The sequence below is a fragment of the Rhizobacter terrae genome (assembly GCF_003852895.1).
GTDB lineage: Bacteria > Pseudomonadota > Gammaproteobacteria > Burkholderiales > Burkholderiaceae_C > Albitalea > Albitalea terrae.
In genome coordinates, this window is the sequence record NZ_QUSW01000003.1 from 223,564 (window position 1) to 240,708 (window position 17,145).

The window sequence follows — 17,145 nt, forward strand, 5'->3', positions numbered from 1 at the left end:
GGCGGGCAGGTTGTCAGACTTCAAAACCGGCCGCGAAACTCACCGCGGCCGCAAAGGTCGGGTGAGCGCCGTTGGAACACCGGCCCGTCGCTGGAGCAGGGGGCCGATCTGCCCAAGCCTGGCAACCGTGACGGTTGTCGCAACGCTCCTTGGGCGAACCGCGATTGTAAGCGGGCGCCTCCAAACCCCTGGGTTCAAGTTGGGTGAGGAATTGCCGAAATGAAAGCGACGCGGCAACCTTGCCGTCTGTCCAGTCGCGTCAGAACGTTTTTCATGGCCGTCATCCAGCTTCCGCCGCACATCCTGAAGATCGGACTCCCGGTGCCCTTCGCCTTGCGCGATTCGGCCGGGATGCTGCTCGTGCCGCGCGGCGCCACGGTGGCCACCGAAGCGCAGCGCCAGCAGCTCATCGCCCGCGGCATCTACGTGGACGAGAACGACTCCCAGCAGTTCAAGAAGGCGCTGGCCGGCAAGGTCGACTCCATGGTCCGCAGCAATGCGCTGCTGGGGCAGATCGCCAAGGCCACGGCCGACGTGCCCGAGGCCCCTGCGCAGCCGCTCACCCGCCGGTCCATCGCCGACCCGGTGACGGGCTGGAACAACCTGATGCTGCGCGCCAGCGCCATGCTTCACGATCCGCCGCAGGCCGACTTCGGCTCGCGCGTGGAGAAGCTGGAGCGCGACCTGCTGGAGCTGCTGGACGGCGACACCGATGCCGGGCTGCTCACGCTCATCCACGCCACCACCAGCGAGCTGCACCAGTACAGCGTGACACACGCCCTGCTGGTCACCAGCGTGTGCGACCTGGCCGCGCGCAACCTGCCGTGGCCGGCCGAATGGCGCGTGTCGCTGCGGCGCGCGGCGTTGACGATGAACATCGCGATGACCACGCTGCAGGACACGCTGGCCCTGCAGGACGGCCCGGTCACGCCGCGCCAGCGCGAGGTGATCGATGGCCACGCCGCGAAGGCGGTGAAGATCATGCGCGAGCTGGGGGTCAGCGACGACCTGTGGCTGCAGGCCGTCGAGCACCACCATGCCTCGCCGCCCGGCCCGCTGGCCGAACTCTCGCCGTGGATGCAACTGGCCCGCCTCATCCAGCGTGCCGACATCTTCGCCGCACGCCTGAGCCCCCGGAAGATGCGCCAGGCCATGCCCGCCATCGCCGCGGCCAAGGCCGCCTATCTCGACGAGAACCAGAAGGCCGACGAGGCAGGCGCCGCCATCATCAAGGGCGTGGGCATCTACCCGCCCGGAAGCTACGTGCGCCTGGCCAGCACCGAGGTGGCCATCGTGCTGCGCCGCGGGGTGCGGGCCAACGAACCGAAGGTGGCCAGCATCATCAGCCGCAACGGCACGCCGCTGGGCGAGCCGGCGATGAGGGACATCCGGCAGAAGACGTACGAAATCACAGGCGGCGTCGCGCCGCACGAGGTGAAGGTTCGCCTCAACCTGCAGCGCCTGCTGCAGTTGTGAGGCCCCGACACGATTCTCGACAGCGGATCCGCTCGAGATTGATCTCGCCGCGCTCAGCGTCCGTAGGTCGCGACAAACGACGTCTTCGCGAGCAACTGGTTGCCGATACCCTTGTTCAGGATGAAGCTGTACAGCCCTGCAGTCCCCGAGCGGGGGATGCCGGCTGCAGCCTGCACGTCAGGAACGCCGTAGGCATAGAGCGTGAACTGGTAGCGGTGCGGCTTGTCGCCGGTGGGTGGGCAGGGGCCGGCATAGTTGCCGTTGCCACCGGTCGCCCCCGTATCCAGGAAGTCGGTGTTGCCGCCGAAGGCCGGTGCAGGCAGTGACGACGCGGCGTTGCCTGCGCCTTGCGCGAGACCCGTCGCGCTGGCCGGGATGTTGTACACGGCCCAGTGCCAGAAACCGCTGCCTGTCGGCGCGTCGAGGTCCAGCACCTGCAGTGCGAAACCCTTGGTGCCGGCAGGTGCGTTTTGCCAGCGCAGCTCCGGCGAGACATTGCCGCCGGTGCATCCGAAAGCATTGAGCGTGTACTTGGCGGCGAAGGTATTGCCGACGAGGTCGGGGCTGCCAAGCGCGAAGCCCGCGGTCTGTGCGTTGGCGTTGCCGCCACCGCAGGCCGCCATCGCGGTGACCGCGATCACAACGGTCACTGCCGACAGTGCGCGGATCGGGCTCAGAGCTTGAGGGAAGGTGTTCATGGGTTCTCCTGTGGATGGACCGGGACTCGGTGAGGGGCAAATCTACGCAGCAGGTGAACTTGCATCAATCGATAACATCGCAACCTCCGCTTGCGAAATTGCAATCATTCAAGGAGTGGGCGATGATCCTGGGCATGAACTGGGATGACTTGCGTTTTGTCTTGGTGGTGGCCGACACCGGGTCCCTGGCCAGCGCCGCGCGGGAGCTGCAGGTCACGTTGTCGACGGCGATGCGTCGGCTCGACCAACTCGAAGCCGGCCTCGGCACGCGCTTGTTCGAGCGCCATCGCAAGGGCTACGCGGTGACTGACGCTGGCGAATTGCTGTTGCGCGAAGCCAAGGCCATGGCGCCGCGCATCGACGAGGTCGAGCGTCAACTGCAAGGCCGTGACCAACGCCTGAAGGGAACGGTCCACCTGACGACGGCGTTCGCCACCGTGTCATACCTGCTCTCGCAAGCGTTGGCAGACTTCGCCAAGGCGCACCCGGGGATCTCGGTCGATATCAGCGAAAGCAGCGCATTGCTCGACCTGTCACGGCGAGAGGCCGACGTGGCGCTGCGCTTCTCGCGCGAACCGCCTGACCATTGGGTCGGGCGTCAACTGGGGGTGGTGCAATACCGCGCCTGTGCGAGGCGTGGAGCTCCTGCCCTGCCCCAGGGGAAGACGCAGCTGGACGCCCTGCTCGGGATGTCGCCGTGGATCGAATTCGGTGGTTCCGACAACCGCTGCTCACGCTGGATGCGCAGCCACCTGCCCCCGAACCACGTGCGCTTTCGTGTCGATACCTTCGGCAGCATGGTGGCGCTGTTGCGCAGCGGTTGCGGCATTGGCATCTTGCCGTCCTACGTGGCCGCCGGCGAGCCCGAGCTGGTCGCGGTGTCGGATGACATCGCAGAGCTGGCCAACCCCGCGTGGCTTCTCACCCACCCCGACCTGCGCCGCACCGCCCGCATCCAGGCCTTCATGCGCTTTGTTGGCGAAGCGGTGGCGAAGCGGCTGCAAGGCACACCAGAGACAGATCGAATCGCCGCCTGAGTCAGGCACGGTCACCGACGCCGGCAAGCCCATGCTCCCCGGCTCGCCTGCCTCGCCAATGACTAAGCTGCCAGCAAGGAAGTGAACGCGCCGTGCTGGACACAGCGCGGCTGGTACTTGCCGACTCGCTGAGCGATCTGCGCGATGTGAGCCGGCGTCGTTCCGCAGCACCCACCCGCGACGTTCAGGAAGCCCGACTTCGCGAACTCCTCCACCAGGCTCCCGGTGATCTCCGGCGTCTCGTCGAAGCCGGTGTCGCTCATCGGGTTGGGCAGGCCCGCGTTCGGATAGCAGCTGATGAACGTGTCGCCTGCCACCTTGGACAGCTCTTCGATGTACGGCCGCATCAGCGTCGCACCCAGCGCGCAGTTCAGGCCCACCGCCAGCGGGCGGGCATGGCGCACGCTGTGCCAGAAGGCGCTGACGGTCTGGCCTGAGAGGATGCGGCCGGACGCGTCGGTCACCGTGCCGGAGATGATGACGGGCAGCCGCTCGCCCGTCGCCTCCATCAGCTCGTCCAGCGCAAAGATGGCCGCCTTGGCGTTGAGCGTGTCGAAGATGGTTTCCACGAGGAAGAGGTCGCAGCCGCCTTCCATCAGACCTTCAGCCTGCTCGTAGTAGGCGGCCTTGAGCTCGTCGAAGCTCACGTTGCGCGCCGCGGGGTCGTTCACGTCCGGGCTGATGCTGGCGGTGCGTGGCGTGGGGCCAAGCGCGCCGGCCACGTAGCGCGGCTTGTCGGCAGTGGCGTACTTGTCGCAGGCTTCGCGCGCCAGCTTGGCGCCGGCCACGTTCAGCTCTCGGGCGACGTGGGCCAGGGCGTAGTCTTCCTGCGCCACGGTGGTCGCGCCGAAAGTGTTGGTCTCGATGATGTCCGCACCCGCCGCAAGGTATTGCTCATGGATCTCGCGGATCACGTCCGGCCGCGTGAGCTGCAGCAGGTCGTTGTTGCCCTTCAAGTCCTTGCCGTGGTCCAGGAAGCGCTGGCCGCGGAAATCGGCTTCCGTCAGCTTGTAGCGCTGGATCATGGTGCCCATGGCGCCATCGAGGATGGCGATGCGTTGCTTGAGGATCTCGGGCAGCGCCTGGGCGCGGGTGTAGGCGATCGGGTTCATCCCTCGATTCTAGGAAACCCGTCAACCCCCTGCCGCGCCGCCATGCCGCCGCTGGGCGCGCAGGGCCTGGACACTGTGCAGGCCGTCCTGCGAGCTGGAGCGCGGGGCGTCGCCCATCACGGACACGTCAGTCTCGGCGAACAGCGAGGCGCGGAATGCGTTCTTGGCGGGCTTGTCCTCCACCGCCCACAAGAGCAGCGCCCGGGCGGACATGGGCCGGGCGAACAGGTAGCCCTGGAATTCATCGCAGCCCAGCTGCAGCAGGATGTCGCGCTGCTGCACCGTCTCCACACCCTCGGCCACCACCTTCAGGCCGATGGCATGGGCCAGTTTGAGCACGGCGTCGACGATGGCCTTGGCGTCATCGCTGGTGTCCAGGTCCATCACGAAGCTGCGGTCGATCTTCAGCTCGGTGGCCGGCAGCCGGCGCAGGTAGCTCAGGCTGGAATAGCCGGTGCCGAAGTCGTCGATGGACAGGTGGATGCCGGCCTGCCCCAGGCGCTCGAAGGTGCGCTGGGTGACCTGCGTGTCTTCCATCGCCACCGATTCGGTAATCTCGCAGGTGAGTCGCGACGGGTTCACGCCGTGGCGCTTCAAGGCGGCCTGGATGCGCTCGACCAGGTCGTTCTGGCGCATCTGGAAGACCGACAGGTTGATCGCCACGCGCATTTTCAGCCCGCGCTCGCGCCACACCCGTGCCTGCCGGCAGGCATCGTCGATGACCCAGTTGCCCAGCGCGCCGATCAAGCCATGGCGCTCGGCCAGCGGAATGAACACATCGGGGCTCAGCGTGCCGCGCACCGGATGGTGCCAGCGCAGCAGCGCCTCGGCGGCCGTCACCTGCCCGCTGCGGGCGTCGATCTTGGGCTGGTAGAACAGCTCCAGTTGCTTGTTCTCGATGGCATGGCGCAAGTCGCGCAGCAGCTCGTGCTTGTCGCGCGCATCGTCTTGCATGCGCGGCTCGAAGGCCATGTAGGTGCAGCCGCCCGCCGCCTTGGCCGCATGCATGGCGGCATCGGCGCGAACGATGAGCTTGGAGGCGCCGCCGTCTTCCGGGAAGCAGGCGATGCCGATGGACGCCGACAGCTTGAGCTCCTGGCCGTCGCAGTTGATGGGGCCGTCCAGCACCTCCAGCAGCTTGGCGGCCGAGCGCCCCAGCGACTGCCGGTCGAGGTGGCCTTGCAGCATCAGCAGGAATTCATCGCCGCCCAGGCGGGCCAGGGTCTGGCCGATGACGCGCGGCGGTCCCACCAGGGTAGCGGCATGCTCCACCAGGCGCCGGCTGACTTCGCGCAGCACGCTGTCGCCCAGTGCGTGGCCAAAGGAGTCGTTGACGCTCTTGAAGCTGTCCAGGCCGATGAGCAGCAGCGCCACCCGGTGGCCCTGGTTCTCGGCCTGCTGCGCGGCCTGGCGCAGCGAGGCTTCCAGGCCCACGCGGCTGAGCAGTCCGGTGAGCGGATCGGAGAACGGCGTGCGTTCAAGGTGGGCGTGCGCCTGCTGCAGCTGCGCACCCAGCAGCTGGTGGCGGCCCATCATGAGGCGCTCCATGCGCCAGGCCTGCATGGCCAGCAGGGCCATGCCGAACGCCAGCACGGCCGTGAGCAATTCGCCCGCGGGCATGACCGGGTCGGGCATGGGCAGCCAGAAGGCCATGGCCGCGATGGGCAGTGCCTGGGCCAGGCCCAGCGGCAAGGCAGCCTGGATGCTGCGCTTCCAGGGCGCGTGGCGGCGGTTGCGCTGCCAGTGCGACAGCGTCCACACCATGGCCACCTGCGCCGCGATGGCACCGGCGCACACCGCCAGCACGGCGGTCAGCGGGGTCTTCCATTCCAGGGATTGCGCCAGCGTGGCCACGACACACAACAGCAGGAAAGAGGCGCCGGCCGCGGCAGGCGGGCGATGCCGCTTGCGGCGCGAGGTGCCGCCGATGAAGGCCACCAGCGCCGAGGCGATCGACAGCAGCAGTGCGAATGCCGCGCCGGCCAGCGGCACACGGCCCGCGCCGGCCATGCCCATCGCCACGCACAGGGCGGCTGACCAGAAGCAGGCGCCGACGATGACCGCCGAGGTCACCAGCCAGCTTCGCTCCACGCGCGCATCCGTGCCGTCGGCACGCTGCGCCATCATCAGCGCCAGCAGGGCGCCGCACCCCAGGCAGGCCAATGCCGCAGCCAACCGCAGTGGCAGGGCCAGTTCGGTGAGGAGGGGAACGTCGGCGGGGGAAGTCATGCAAACAGCAGGAAGCTCGGCGTGCGCGGGCGCAAGTCCTTGAAGTCTGCATGGCGAAGTGGGTTTGCGCCGCTTGAGCTTGCCGGCCCGAGGCCATTGCCCGTGGAGGAATAACGATTTCGCCGAGGGCGTGATGTGCGCCGCGAATCGGCGCCTTGCATTTCAGCCCGGCGTCAACTTCATCAAGCCCGGAATCCGATGCCGCGGCGCTGCCGCACCTCGGGCTTGACCTTGTGCTCGGCTTCGAGCTGGGCGAGGAATTCGTCCGGGTCGAAGCTGGTGCCCAGCACGTCCACCTGGCGCTTCACGGATGCGAAATCGCCGGGGGCGAGCTGGTCGAGCTCATGCAGGCGGTCGCGCTGCTCAGGTGTCAGCCTGGCAGCCTCGCCATCCAGTGCTTCGGCCACGAACATGCGCTCGCGCTGCTCGGGCATGAGCGCCTTGAAGCGGATCTTGAAGGTGAAGCGCCGCAGTGCTGCCTCGTCCAACTCCTCGAAGAGGTTGGTGGTGCAGATGAAGACGCCCGCATATCGCTCCATGCCCTGCAGCATCTCGTTGACCTCGCTCACTTCGTAGTTGCGCTCGGCCATGCGGCGGCTGCGCATGAAGCTGTCGGCTTCGTCCAGCAGCAGCACCGCATGCTCGGACTCTGCGTCCTCGAACATCGCGGCCATGTTCTGCTCGGTCTCGCCGACGAACTTGCTCACGAGGTCGGACGCCTGGCGGATCATCAGCGGCCGCTGCAGTTCGTGCGCGATGTGCTCGGCCAGTGCCGTCTTGCCGGTGCCGGGCGGCCCGTAGAAGCACAGCGTGCCGAAGCCCTTGCGGCGCAGCGCCTCGACGATGCGCGGGATCTCGAAGCGTGACTCGGTGTTGACCAGGCTCAGGTCGTAGTTCGTGACCACACGGCGCGGCCCGCGGCCCATGTTGCCGTTGCCCAGCGCCTTGTCGGCATTGCCGATCTGCCGCTCGATGAGCGCCTCGACCTGCCCCGCCTCGCCGGCCAGCCGCGCGAACTTCACCGCCGTGCGCACCTGCGCGGGCGTGAGGCCCTTGCGTTCGGCCAGCTTGGCGGCGAAGCCCTCGGACACCGGCACGCCCGCCAGTGCCTTGGTCACCAAGGCTTCACGCGCGCCCGGCGGCGGGCTCTTGAGTTCCAGGTGGTACTGGAAGCGGCGCCGGAAAGCCGGGTCGATCTGCTCGATGCGGTTGGTGACCCAGATCACCGGCACCGGGTTGGTCTCCAGGATCTGGTTCACCCAGGCCTTGCCGCTGACGCTGCCGCTGGGCGAGCCGTCGCCGGTGTCCAGCCGCGCCATGATCTGCGCCGCATCGGTGGAAATGGGTGGGAAGACGTCCTCCACCTCATCGAACAGCAAGGCCACGTTGCTGCTGCCCTTGAGGAAGACTTGGCTGATCTGCAGCGAGCGGTAGCGGTCGCGGCCGCTCAGCGAATTGCCGTCGCGGTCGGCGTATTCGACCTCGTACAGCTCCAGCCCCGCCGCCTGAGCGGCCACCTTGGCCAGCTCGGTCTTGCCCGTGCCGGGTGGGCCATACAGCAGCACGTTCACACCCGGTTCCTTGTGCGAGACGGCACTGCGCAGCATGGCGGTCAGCACGCGCTGGTCGTCGCCGACGTAGTGGAAATCGCCCGGCGCGAGTTCGCTGCGCGTGGCCGGGCGGGTGAACACCGCCATGAGGTCGGACGGGCCTTCGTACTGCCGCATGAGCACCGGCGGCAGCTGCTCGCTGACCTTCATCAGGTCCGCCAGGTCGGTGATGTTGTGCTCGGAGATGAGGTTCTCCACCATGCCGATGCGTTCGAGCCGCGAACCGGCGCGCAGGGCCTCGGCCACTTCGGCTTCGTTGACGCCGGCCACGGAAGCAATGGCTGCGTAGGCTTCCTGCGCATTGGAGACCTTGAACTCCACCAGCAGCCCGCGCAGGTCGCGCTGGTAGCGCGCCAGCGTGCCGTACAGCAGCAGCGCCCGCTCGGCCGGGTTGAGTTGCAGCAGGCCGGCCAGCGAATCGATGTTCTTCTGGACCAGCGTGGATTCCTTCTTCAGGCTGCGATCCAGCCAGTCGGCGGTGGCGCCCAGCACGGCGAGCAGGTCCTTGGGCGAATCCTTGATGTATTCGTCGACGTAGAAGAAGAGCGTGCCTTCCTCGTAGGGCCCGCGCCAGCCGCCGTGGCGCTCCATGAAGGCGTCGTCGCCCAGGGTCTCATGGCCCTTCCACTGCTCGTTGCCCTTGCAGCGGTTGGTGAGGAATTCGCGCAGCCGCGCCAGCACCGAGCCGGGCCACACGAGGTGGCGGCCGGTGAGCGACAAGAGGCTGTTCCAGTCGCGCCGCAGGTTGAAGCGGCCGACGTGCCGCATGGTGAGCGTCAGCACGAACTGCGAGCACATGCGGTCGAGCACCGGTGCTTCTTTCAGCCCCGGCGACAGCACCACACGGACTTCGCTCGCGCTCTTGCCCATCCACATCCTCCACACAGCCACGGGGGAAGGCCCGAGGCCATCTTGGCGCAGCATGCCGCAGGCGGCAAGCCCCCTTCAACCCAGGGCCTGATCGTCCCCGGGGTGCCGTGAGAAATTTGTGAATGCGCCGGTGGGCAGGCTGTCAGCGCCGTGTCAGTGCAGGATGACGGGCTGCTGCATGATGGAGCTGAAGCGCCCGAGGTACTCGTCGATCTCCTCTTCCGAGGGCTCCATCTCGATGAGCGCTTCCACGCCCTCCTTGAAGCTCTCGGCCAGCGCGCCCTCGATGAAGATCTCGCGCCGGGCGAACTTGTCGACGATCTCGTAGCCGCCGCGATTGAGGGTGAACGGGCTTCCCTCGCCCGACGCGTTGTCGTCGGACGCTGGCGGCACGTCGAACATGACCACCGCGAAACTGTCCGAGTTGTAGAGCATTTGCATATGGACTCCTTGGCGGGAAGCTGAGTCTTCCAACGCAAATTTCAAGCCAAGGGCCGACGCAGGGACATTGCTGGCATGTGAAGTTGGGTAAGCAGGCGTCAGCCGGCCTGGTGCAATGCACCCGGTGGCATCGCCAAACCGCCGCTGGCCCTCAGGGCGACTCGATGTCGCGCAGCAGCAATTCGAAGGCGGCGCCATCCGCACTGGCGGTGAATCGGGCGCGGATGGGCAGGTGGTTGCGGGTCGGCGCCAGCCAGACCTCCACCGTCCGGTCGTAGGCCTTGCGGGGTTCGCGTGTAAATTTGACCGCTTTCCAGATGCCCGAATCGGTGCGCAGGTTCTCGGTGCCGGCGTAACGGAAGATCCAGACATCGGCATCGCCGGCCGAACCGGTGACGAACAGGGTCACCTTGCCGTCCGGGGCCGCCAGCCGGGGGTCCGCATTGAGGACGCCGCTGATCTGCACCATCCAGCTCAGCCGGTCCTGCGCGCCGGGGATCAGGGGCACCTCCACCGTCGGGCCGGAATAGGTGATCTTGCCCTTGTCGCGCTGGAAGTTGGCCGCCGCCGTGCCCTTGCGAGAGCGGGTGTCGGTGAAGCGCACCGGGGCGATGCCGTAGGCGTCGATCAGCCCCCCGCTCTGCTGGGTGAGCAGCGTCATGCCCGCGACGGTGCCGTCCAGGCGCAGTTCGTACTTGTCGCCCGACGGCTTCCAGTTGAGTTCACCCGAGCCGGAGAAGAAGCCACGATTCAGGCTGTAGCGCATCTTGAAGGCCGGCGGCAGCACCGTCTTGTAGACCGGCACGGTTTCTCCCTGGCTGGGCGTCGATGCGTTGGCGGCCGGGGCCGCGACCTGGACGACCATGTCCGGATTCACCGGGGCCGGCGGGTCGGCGGCCTTGGCCAGCTGGGGAGGCGGCGGTTCGCTGTCGACGGGCACCGGTGTGGGTTCGGGCGGCTTGGGCGCCGGCTTCGGAAGATCGGGCTTGGCAGGCGCCGGGGTCGGCGTGGGTTTCTGCGTGGGTATCGGAAGAGGCCGGCCTGCCGGTGCCGGGGCGGGCTCCTGCACCACCGGCACAACCGGCGGCTGGGGCGCCGCGACCGCCCTCACCTGCATGGCCGCCGTCCGGGCAGGCTCGACCTGCAGGTGCAGTTCATCACCCATCGTCAGCAGCACTGCGTGGAGGACAGCCGCCGCGGCGAGCGGCACTGCCAGCACCCGCAACCTCGGGTGTCGGCGAGGCGCGGTGCGGGGCGGCTCGGTGGGCATCGGTTCAGGCGGCGGTCGGGCGTCGACGAAGCATCGACAATGGGGGCATCGGACAACAAGGGCGCCAGGAGCGCACCGGGCAGACATGAAACTCGCAAGCTACAAGGACGGATCGCGCGACGGACAGCTCGTCGTGGTGTCGCGCGACCTGAGCACGGCCCATTATGCGACTGGCATTGCCACCCGCATGCAGCAGTTGCTGGACGACTGGAACTTCCTCTCGCCGCAGCTCGAGGACCTGTACCAGACCCTCAACCACGGCAAGGCGCGCCACGCCTTCGCGTTCGACCCCAAGCAATGCGCCGCGCCGCTGCCGCGCGCCTTCCAGTGGGCCGACGGCTCGGCCTACATCAACCACGTGGAGCTGGTGCGCAAGGCCCGCAATGCCGAGGTGCCCGAGAGCTTCTACACCGATCCGCTGATGTACCAGGGCGGCAGCGATGACTTCATCGGGGCGTGCGACGACGTCGTCGTGCCCAGCGAGGAGTTCGGCATCGACTTCGAGTCGGAGATCGCGGTCGTCACCGGCGACGTGAAGATGGGTGCCACGCCCGACGAGGCGCTGGAAGGCATCCGCCTGCTGATGCTGGCCAACGACGTGAGCCTGCGCAACCTGATTCCCGCCGAGCTCGCCAAGGGCTTCGGCTTCTTCCAGAGCAAGCCCGCCACGGCGTTCAGCCCGGTGGCGGTGACGCCCGACGAACTCGGCGACGCCTGGAAGAAGGGCCGCGTGCACCTGAAGCTGGAAAGCGTGTGGAACGGCAAGCGCGTGGGCCTGACCGACGCGGGGCCCGAGATGACCTTCCACTTCGGCCAGCTCATCGCCCACATTGCCAAGACGCGCAACGTGCGGGCCGGCAGCATCGTGGGCTCGGGCACGGTGAGCAACAAGGACTGGGCGCGCGGGTATTCGTGCATTGCCGAGAAGCGCGCGATCGAGACCATCGAGAATGGCGCACCGAAGACGGAGTTCATGCACTTCGGCGACACCATCCGCATCGAGATGAAGGGGGCCGACAACATGAGCGTCTTCGGAGCGATCGACCAGAAGATCGTGCCGCTGCATCCGGTGGTGGCCAAGCCGGCGCCGGTGGAGGAACCCGTTGCCGAACCCGTGGCTGAATCATCCGATGCGGCAGATGCCGAGTGATTGCGTGATGCCCGCGTCGACCTCGATGGCAGTGAACGCGCAGGCCTTGTTGCGCTGGGCCCGGCGGTTGCTGGGCCTGGTGGCACTGGGCGCAGCGCTTCAGTCGCACGCCGAATCGGCGGACTGCCCGCCCGCGGCCGAGCCCGTCAGCATGGACGTGGCGAAGCTGGGCGACGCAGCGGACCGTGGCTTCATGTGGCGCATCGACAAGGGCGGGCGCACCTCCTACCTCTACGGCACCATGCACGTCGCCCGGCGCGACTGGGCGGTGCCGGGCGCCACGCTGGTCAGCGCCATCCGCGCGAGCGACGTGCTCGCGCTGGAGATGGACGTGCTGGACCCGTCCATCATGAAACGCCTGCTGGCCGCCATGGCCCCGCGCCCGCAGGACGCCCTGGACGATGCGTTGAAGGCGCGGCTGGTCGCGCAGATCAAGGCGGCGTGCCTGCCGGAACAGATCCTCGGCGTGATGTCGCCGGAGATGGCATCGACCACGCTGGTGGTGATGGCCGCGCGCCGGCAGGGGCTGGATCCGGCCTATGCCATCGACCGGTCACTGTCGGAAGTCGGGCATGGCCTGGGCCGTGCGGTGGTGTCGCTGGAGACGCCGGAGCTTCAGATCGCCGCCCTGCGCAGCCGCACGCACGCGCAGGCGAAGGAAGCCATCGAGCAGACGCTGCAATCGCTGGAGACCGGCGAGGCCACACCCCTGCTGCTGCGCATGGCCGACGTGTGGGCCGAGAGCCGCTACAGCGAGCTGGACCACTACGAAGACTGGTGCATGTGCATGTCCACCGAGTCCGAGCGGGCGCTGATGAAGCGGCTGCTGGATGAACGCAATCCGGCGATGGCGCAACGCATCGATGCGTTGCATTCGAGCGGCAAGCGCGTGGTGGCGGCGGTGGGCAGTTTGCACATGATTGGACCGACGGGCTTGCCGCAGCTGCTGGCCAAGCGGGGGTACAAGGTGGAGCGGGTGGAGTTCGCGCCGCCGGGGGCGGTGGCGCGGCAGCAGTAGGCCCGCAGCCGCAAGAACTTCCAAAGACAAGGGCCGCGATCAACGCGGCCCTCGTTCCATCAGTCCCCGGCCCTCGTCAGGTCGGTTTCCGATCCATCACCATCACTGCAGCTTCAGCGTGTAGGTGCCGGTGCTGCCGGTCTTGCCAGCGTAGTACAGGACCCGCACGTAGTAGGTCGCCGAGGACGAACCGGTGTTGGTCGTCGAGGCGGAATCCACTGCGCCGGTGCCCTTCTCGCTGGACGCCACCTGGGTCGAGCCCTTGTAGATGTACAGGTCGTAGTCGGACGTGCTGTTGGGCGTCAACGTGGCCGTCAGGCTGCCGCCTGCAGGCACGGTCAGCTTGAAGTAGTCCACGTCGCTGCTGCTGGACATCGTGCCGTTGATGGTCACCGGCTTGGTCACGGCCTGCGCGGTCGAGGTCGAGTTGTTGGGCTCGACTTCATTGCCCGGCGGGACGACGATGCCGCCGGCCGCATCCACTGCAGCGCTGGCATCGACGATGCCGGTGCCGCACTGCGAGCAGGTGGCCGGGAACGCACGGGTCGAGCCCTTCAGGCGGGTGGCCACGTCATCGGGCGTCAGCGACGGGTTCTTCGACAGCATCAACGCCACCACGCCAGCCACGTGGGGCGTCGCCATCGAGGTGCCCTGGTAGTAGGCGTAGCTGTCGGCGCCCGGCGAGGTCGTGCCCGCGTTGAGCGTGGACAGGATGCCGTTGGTCTCGCTGGAGCGCACGTCGCCGCCGGGGGCGGCCACCGCCACGATCGAACCGTAGTTCGAGTAGTAGGCGCGTCCGCCGCTGCGGTTCGTGGCCGCCACGGTGATCACGCCCGAGCAGCTCGCCGGTGAGAAGCCCGATGCATTGGCGTTGGAGTTGCCCGCGGCCACCACCACCACCGTGCCGCGGCTGCGGGCGGAGTTGATGGCGTTCTGCGAGGTCGTGTCGCACGAACCGGAACCGCCCAGCGACATGTTGATCACGCGAGCCGGATTCGGATTGCTCGGCAGGCCCGAGACCGTGCCGCCCGACGCCCAGATCATGCCGTCGGCGATGTCGGAGGTGTAGCCGCCGCACTTGCCCAGCACGCGCACCGGAAGCACCTTGGCGTTGAAGGCCACGCCCGCCACGCCGGAGCCGTTGTTGGTCACCGCCGCGATGGTGCCGGCCACGTGCGTGCCGTGCCAGCTGCTGTCCTCGGCGGGCTCGCCGCTGCCGCACTCGCCGGCAGCCACGGCGTCACCGGGGTCCTTGGCGTCGCTGTCGCGGCCGTTGCCGTCGTTGGCCGTGGCTGCGTCATTGATCATGTCGTAGCCGGGCAGGATGTTGGCCGCCAGGTCGGCGTGAGGACGATAGCCGGTGTCGATCACCGCCACCACCACGCCGGAGCCGGTGGACTTGTCCCACGCAGCGGGCAGGTTCAGGCCGCCGGTGGACTCGAAGTACTGCCACTGCTGGCCGTACTGCGTGTCGTTGGGCACGAACATGGGCTTGAGGATGCGGTCGGCCTCGGCGTATTCCACGTTGGGGTCGCTGGCCTTGATCTCGCGGGCGATGCGCTCCACATCTGCGTGCGCGAGCCGCCGGTCAAGCTTCATGATGTGCGTGTCGAAGCCGCCCACGCGCAGCAGCTTCATCTGGACGCCTGCTCGCAGGCCCACATCCTGGGCCGTCTGATGCAAGGTGGCCCGCTGTCCCGTGGTGGAACTGGCCGCCACACCCATCAAGCCACTGCGGTACTTGATGATGATGCGATCAGTCGGATGGGACTGGGGCGTGCCCGATAGGGCACTTGGCGCTGCTGCCGCACTGAAGGCAGATCCGCCGGCGCTCGCGGCTTGTGGCCCGAGCAATGCCAGCGAAAGCACGCCGAAGGCGATGGCCGTGAAGCCACGCCGTTCTACGTTCCGGTTCATCGAAAAACCCTCCTGAGGTAACGCCGCCGCGGGATTGGGCGGCGCGGGCGGAGACTCTGCGAAAACCGCACGTCGGTCCACTAGGGTAAGTCTGGTACTGATCAGTACCGAGCCGAAATGGTGCAGTGCAGTGTGATCGGCCCGCCCTCTCTCTCCTCGGTGGCGCGCACCGTTCTGGGTTGCCCAAATTACGCCTGCTTTCACAAGGCCCTGCCGTGACAACTCTGGAAGACGGCAGGGATTCTTCACCGGTGCCATGAGCATGTGATATTCGCGCGCACAGGGCTCGCCCTGAGACGTGCCGGCCCGAAGCCCATGCACAATGAAATCGAACCACGAACCCAAGGAGACCCCATGGCCGACGCGCCCGCCTTCACCAAGCTCGTTCCCGGATTCGAATTCCTGCAGGGCCTGGTGAAGAACGCCGGATCCGCCTTGCCCAACATCGGCCAGTGGGTGGCGCCCACCCTGAACCCGGAAGAGCTGGAAAAGCGCATCGAGGAACTGCGCACGGTGCAGTTCTGGCTGGAGCAGAACGCGCGCATGCTGGGCGCCACCATCCAGGCGCTGGAGGTGCAGCGCATGACGCTGTCCACGCTGAAGACCATGAACGTGCAGATGGATGACCTGCGCGATTCGCTGAAGATCCGCATGCCCGGAACGGAGAAGCCGGCAGCACCGGAGGAAGAACCCGAACCCGCCAGGCCAGCGGCCAAGGCACCGCGCAAGACTGCCCAGGGCAAGGCCGCCCGCCCCACCCTCGCCGCCACACCGCCGGTGGACCCGATGCAATGGTGGGGCGCCCTCACCAAGCAGTTCACCCAGCTGGCCACCAGCGCGATGAAGGACACCGCCACCGACGCGGCGAAGAACCTGGCCACCAGCATGGTCAAGCAAAGCTTCGATGCGGCCGGGCAGACCCTCAAGAAGGCGGTCGCGGTGCCAGCCACGGTGGCCCGCAAGTCCACGGCCGCGCGCAAGCGCAAGAGCCCCTGAGGCCGGGGCCTGACCTGCCGCTGAGCGAGTGATGAAGCTGTTCCTGCATGCCCACGCGACGCATCCTGATGCGCACATGGCCCTGGCGCTGGCTGCCGCGCAGATCGATGCGCAGCGCCGCCAGCGCGACGCGATCGTGCAGCCCACGCTGGGCTGGATGTACCTCACCGATCATTTCTCCGTCCAGGCAGAAGCATTGCTGGCCGAGGTGCAGCAGCGCTGGCCGGGCGTGGCCTGGGTGGGTGCCACGGGCGTGGGCATCGCGGCCAACGGGGTGGAGTACTTCGACGAGCCGGCGGTCTCGCTGATGCTGGGCGACATCCCGCGCGACCGCTTCCAGCTGTTCTCGGGCGTGAAGCCTCTGTCCGGCTTCGATGCCGCCACCGCACAGGTGCACGCCGACCCCAACACCAGCGAGCTGGCCGACCTCGTGAGCGAGCTGGCCGACCGCACCTCCAGCGGCTACCTGTTCGGTGGCCTCAGCTCCTCGCGCGCCGACGTGCCGGCCGGGCAGGCCTGGCCGGCGCGCAACGTGCACATCGCCGACGGGGTGTTCGAAGGCGGCCTGTCGGGCGTGGCCTTCGGGCCTGACGTGGCCCTGGTCTCGCGCGTCTCGCAAGGCTGCCAGCCGGTCGGGCCGGTGCGGCATGTCACGGCGGCGGAGCGCAACCTCGTGCTCACGCTCGACGACCTGCCCGCGCTCGACTGCCTGCTGCAGGACATGGACATCAACGAGCGCGAGCCGCGGGAAGCCCTGCCCCGCCTGCGCCAGGCGCTGGTGGGCCTGAGCGATCCGCAGGATGCGGCGCTGTCGCGCGGCGGCCAGTTCGGCACCGACACCCGCGTGCGGCACCTCGTGGGCCTGGACCCGGCGCGCAAGGGCATCGCCATCGCCGACATCGCACCGGTGGGCACGCAGCTCGCGTTCTGCCGGCGCGACGTGGTCGCGGCCCGCCGGGACCTGGTGCGCATCTGCACCGAGATCCGCGAAGAGCTGGAGCCCGAGACGCTGCCGCTGGAAGCTGCACTGGCGCTGCAAGGCAGCGCCGCGGAGGGCGCCGCACATCCGGCGCGCCGCATCGCGGGCGCCGTCTACGTGAGCTGCGCCGGCCGCGGCGGTGGACACTTCGGTGCACCCTCGGCCGAGCTGGCCATCGTGCGGCAGGCCCTGGGCGACGTGCCGCTGGTGGGCTTCTTCGCCTCCGGCGAGATCGCGCGCCACCACCTCTACGGCTACACCGGCGTGCTCACCGTCTTCCCTGCCTGAACGCGACACGGCGATTACCTTCACTGCAGTCAAAGCGGATTTGACTGCGCGGCC

13 protein-coding genes and 1 riboswitch are annotated in these 17,145 nt (G+C 67.9%); of the genes, 6 read left to right on the forward strand and 7 right to left on the reverse strand.

Features of this window, described 5'->3' with window-relative positions; all coding sequences use genetic code 11:
* Positions 1–56 precede the first annotated feature (56 nt).
* Positions 57–157: riboswitch (S-adenosyl-L-homocysteine riboswitch) on the reverse strand.
* Between the two features lie 116 nt (positions 158–273).
* The gene (locus DZC73_RS12530) at positions 274–1,476 is read left to right on the forward strand and encodes an HD-GYP domain-containing protein (protein WP_124540590.1); all 1,203 of its coding nucleotides are present in this window, start codon (positions 274–276) and stop codon (positions 1,474–1,476) included.
* A 53-nt stretch (positions 1,477–1,529) separates the two neighbouring features.
* Here the strand turns inward: DZC73_RS12530 and DZC73_RS12535 are convergent, their stop codons facing one another.
* Positions 1,530–2,174, reverse strand: coding sequence for a YbhB/YbcL family Raf kinase inhibitor-like protein (locus DZC73_RS12535; RefSeq protein WP_198414843.1), 645 nt, complete (start codon positions 2,172–2,174; stop codon positions 1,530–1,532).
* A gap of 122 nt (positions 2,175–2,296) precedes the next feature.
* On the opposite strand from DZC73_RS12535, the gene DZC73_RS12540 reads away from it, so the two are divergent.
* Positions 2,297–3,211, forward strand: a complete 915-nt coding sequence (locus DZC73_RS12540) for a LysR family transcriptional regulator (RefSeq protein ID WP_161974558.1) — start codon at positions 2,297–2,299, stop codon at positions 3,209–3,211.
* A gap of 62 nt (positions 3,212–3,273) precedes the next feature.
* Here the strand turns inward: DZC73_RS12540 and DZC73_RS12545 are convergent, their stop codons facing one another.
* The 5 genes from DZC73_RS12545 to DZC73_RS12565 form a co-directional block, all read right to left on the reverse strand.
* Entirely contained in the window at positions 3,274–4,323 is a 1,050-nt protein-coding gene (locus DZC73_RS12545) for a homocysteine S-methyltransferase family protein (RefSeq protein WP_124540592.1), read from the reverse strand.
* A gap of 21 nt (positions 4,324–4,344) precedes the next feature.
* Positions 4,345–6,552 carry a putative bifunctional diguanylate cyclase/phosphodiesterase gene (locus DZC73_RS12550; RefSeq protein ID WP_124540593.1) on the reverse strand — a complete coding sequence of 736 codons (2,208 nt, stop codon included), beginning with the start codon at positions 6,550–6,552 and terminating at the stop codon, positions 4,345–4,347.
* A gap of 182 nt (positions 6,553–6,734) precedes the next feature.
* Positions 6,735–9,032 (reverse strand): ATP-binding protein, encoded by a 2,298-nt coding sequence (locus DZC73_RS12555; RefSeq protein WP_124540594.1) that lies wholly within the window; start codon positions 9,030–9,032, stop codon positions 6,735–6,737.
* 153 nt (positions 9,033–9,185) lie between these two features.
* The gene (locus tag DZC73_RS12560) at positions 9,186–9,473 is read right to left on the reverse strand and encodes a BTH_I0359 family protein (RefSeq protein WP_124540595.1); all 288 of its coding nucleotides are present in this window, start codon (positions 9,471–9,473) and stop codon (positions 9,186–9,188) included.
* A gap of 151 nt (positions 9,474–9,624) precedes the next feature.
* Entirely contained in the window at positions 9,625–10,692 is a 1,068-nt protein-coding gene (locus DZC73_RS12565; RefSeq protein WP_161974559.1) for a DUF3108 domain-containing protein, read from the reverse strand.
* 136 nt (positions 10,693–10,828) lie between these two features.
* Between DZC73_RS12565 and DZC73_RS12570 the strand changes: the two genes are divergently transcribed.
* Together DZC73_RS12570 and DZC73_RS12575 are read left to right on the forward strand one after the other, a co-directional pair.
* Positions 10,829–11,893, forward strand: coding sequence for a fumarylacetoacetate hydrolase family protein (locus tag DZC73_RS12570; protein ID WP_124540597.1), 1,065 nt, complete (start codon positions 10,829–10,831; stop codon positions 11,891–11,893).
* Between the two features lie 7 nt (positions 11,894–11,900).
* On the forward strand, positions 11,901–12,911 hold the full coding sequence (locus DZC73_RS12575; protein ID WP_161974560.1) for a TraB/GumN family protein: 1,011 nt from the start codon (positions 11,901–11,903) through the stop codon (positions 12,909–12,911).
* Positions 12,912–13,013: 102 nt separating this feature from the next.
* Here the strand turns inward: DZC73_RS12575 and DZC73_RS12580 are convergent, their stop codons facing one another.
* The gene (locus DZC73_RS12580) at positions 13,014–14,828 is read right to left on the reverse strand and encodes a S8 family peptidase (RefSeq protein WP_124540599.1); all 1,815 of its coding nucleotides are present in this window, start codon (positions 14,826–14,828) and stop codon (positions 13,014–13,016) included.
* 354 nt (positions 14,829–15,182) lie between these two features.
* Here DZC73_RS12580 and DZC73_RS12585 point away from each other — a divergent pair, with 354 nt between their 5' ends.
* Positions 15,183–15,824 (forward strand): PhaM family polyhydroxyalkanoate granule multifunctional regulatory protein, encoded by a 642-nt coding sequence (locus DZC73_RS12585; RefSeq protein WP_124540600.1) that lies wholly within the window; start codon positions 15,183–15,185, stop codon positions 15,822–15,824.
* A gap of 31 nt (positions 15,825–15,855) precedes the next feature.
* The gene (locus DZC73_RS12590; RefSeq protein WP_124540601.1) at positions 15,856–17,091 is read left to right on the forward strand and encodes an FIST signal transduction protein; all 1,236 of its coding nucleotides are present in this window, start codon (positions 15,856–15,858) and stop codon (positions 17,089–17,091) included.
* Positions 17,092–17,145: the final 54 nt, after the last annotated feature.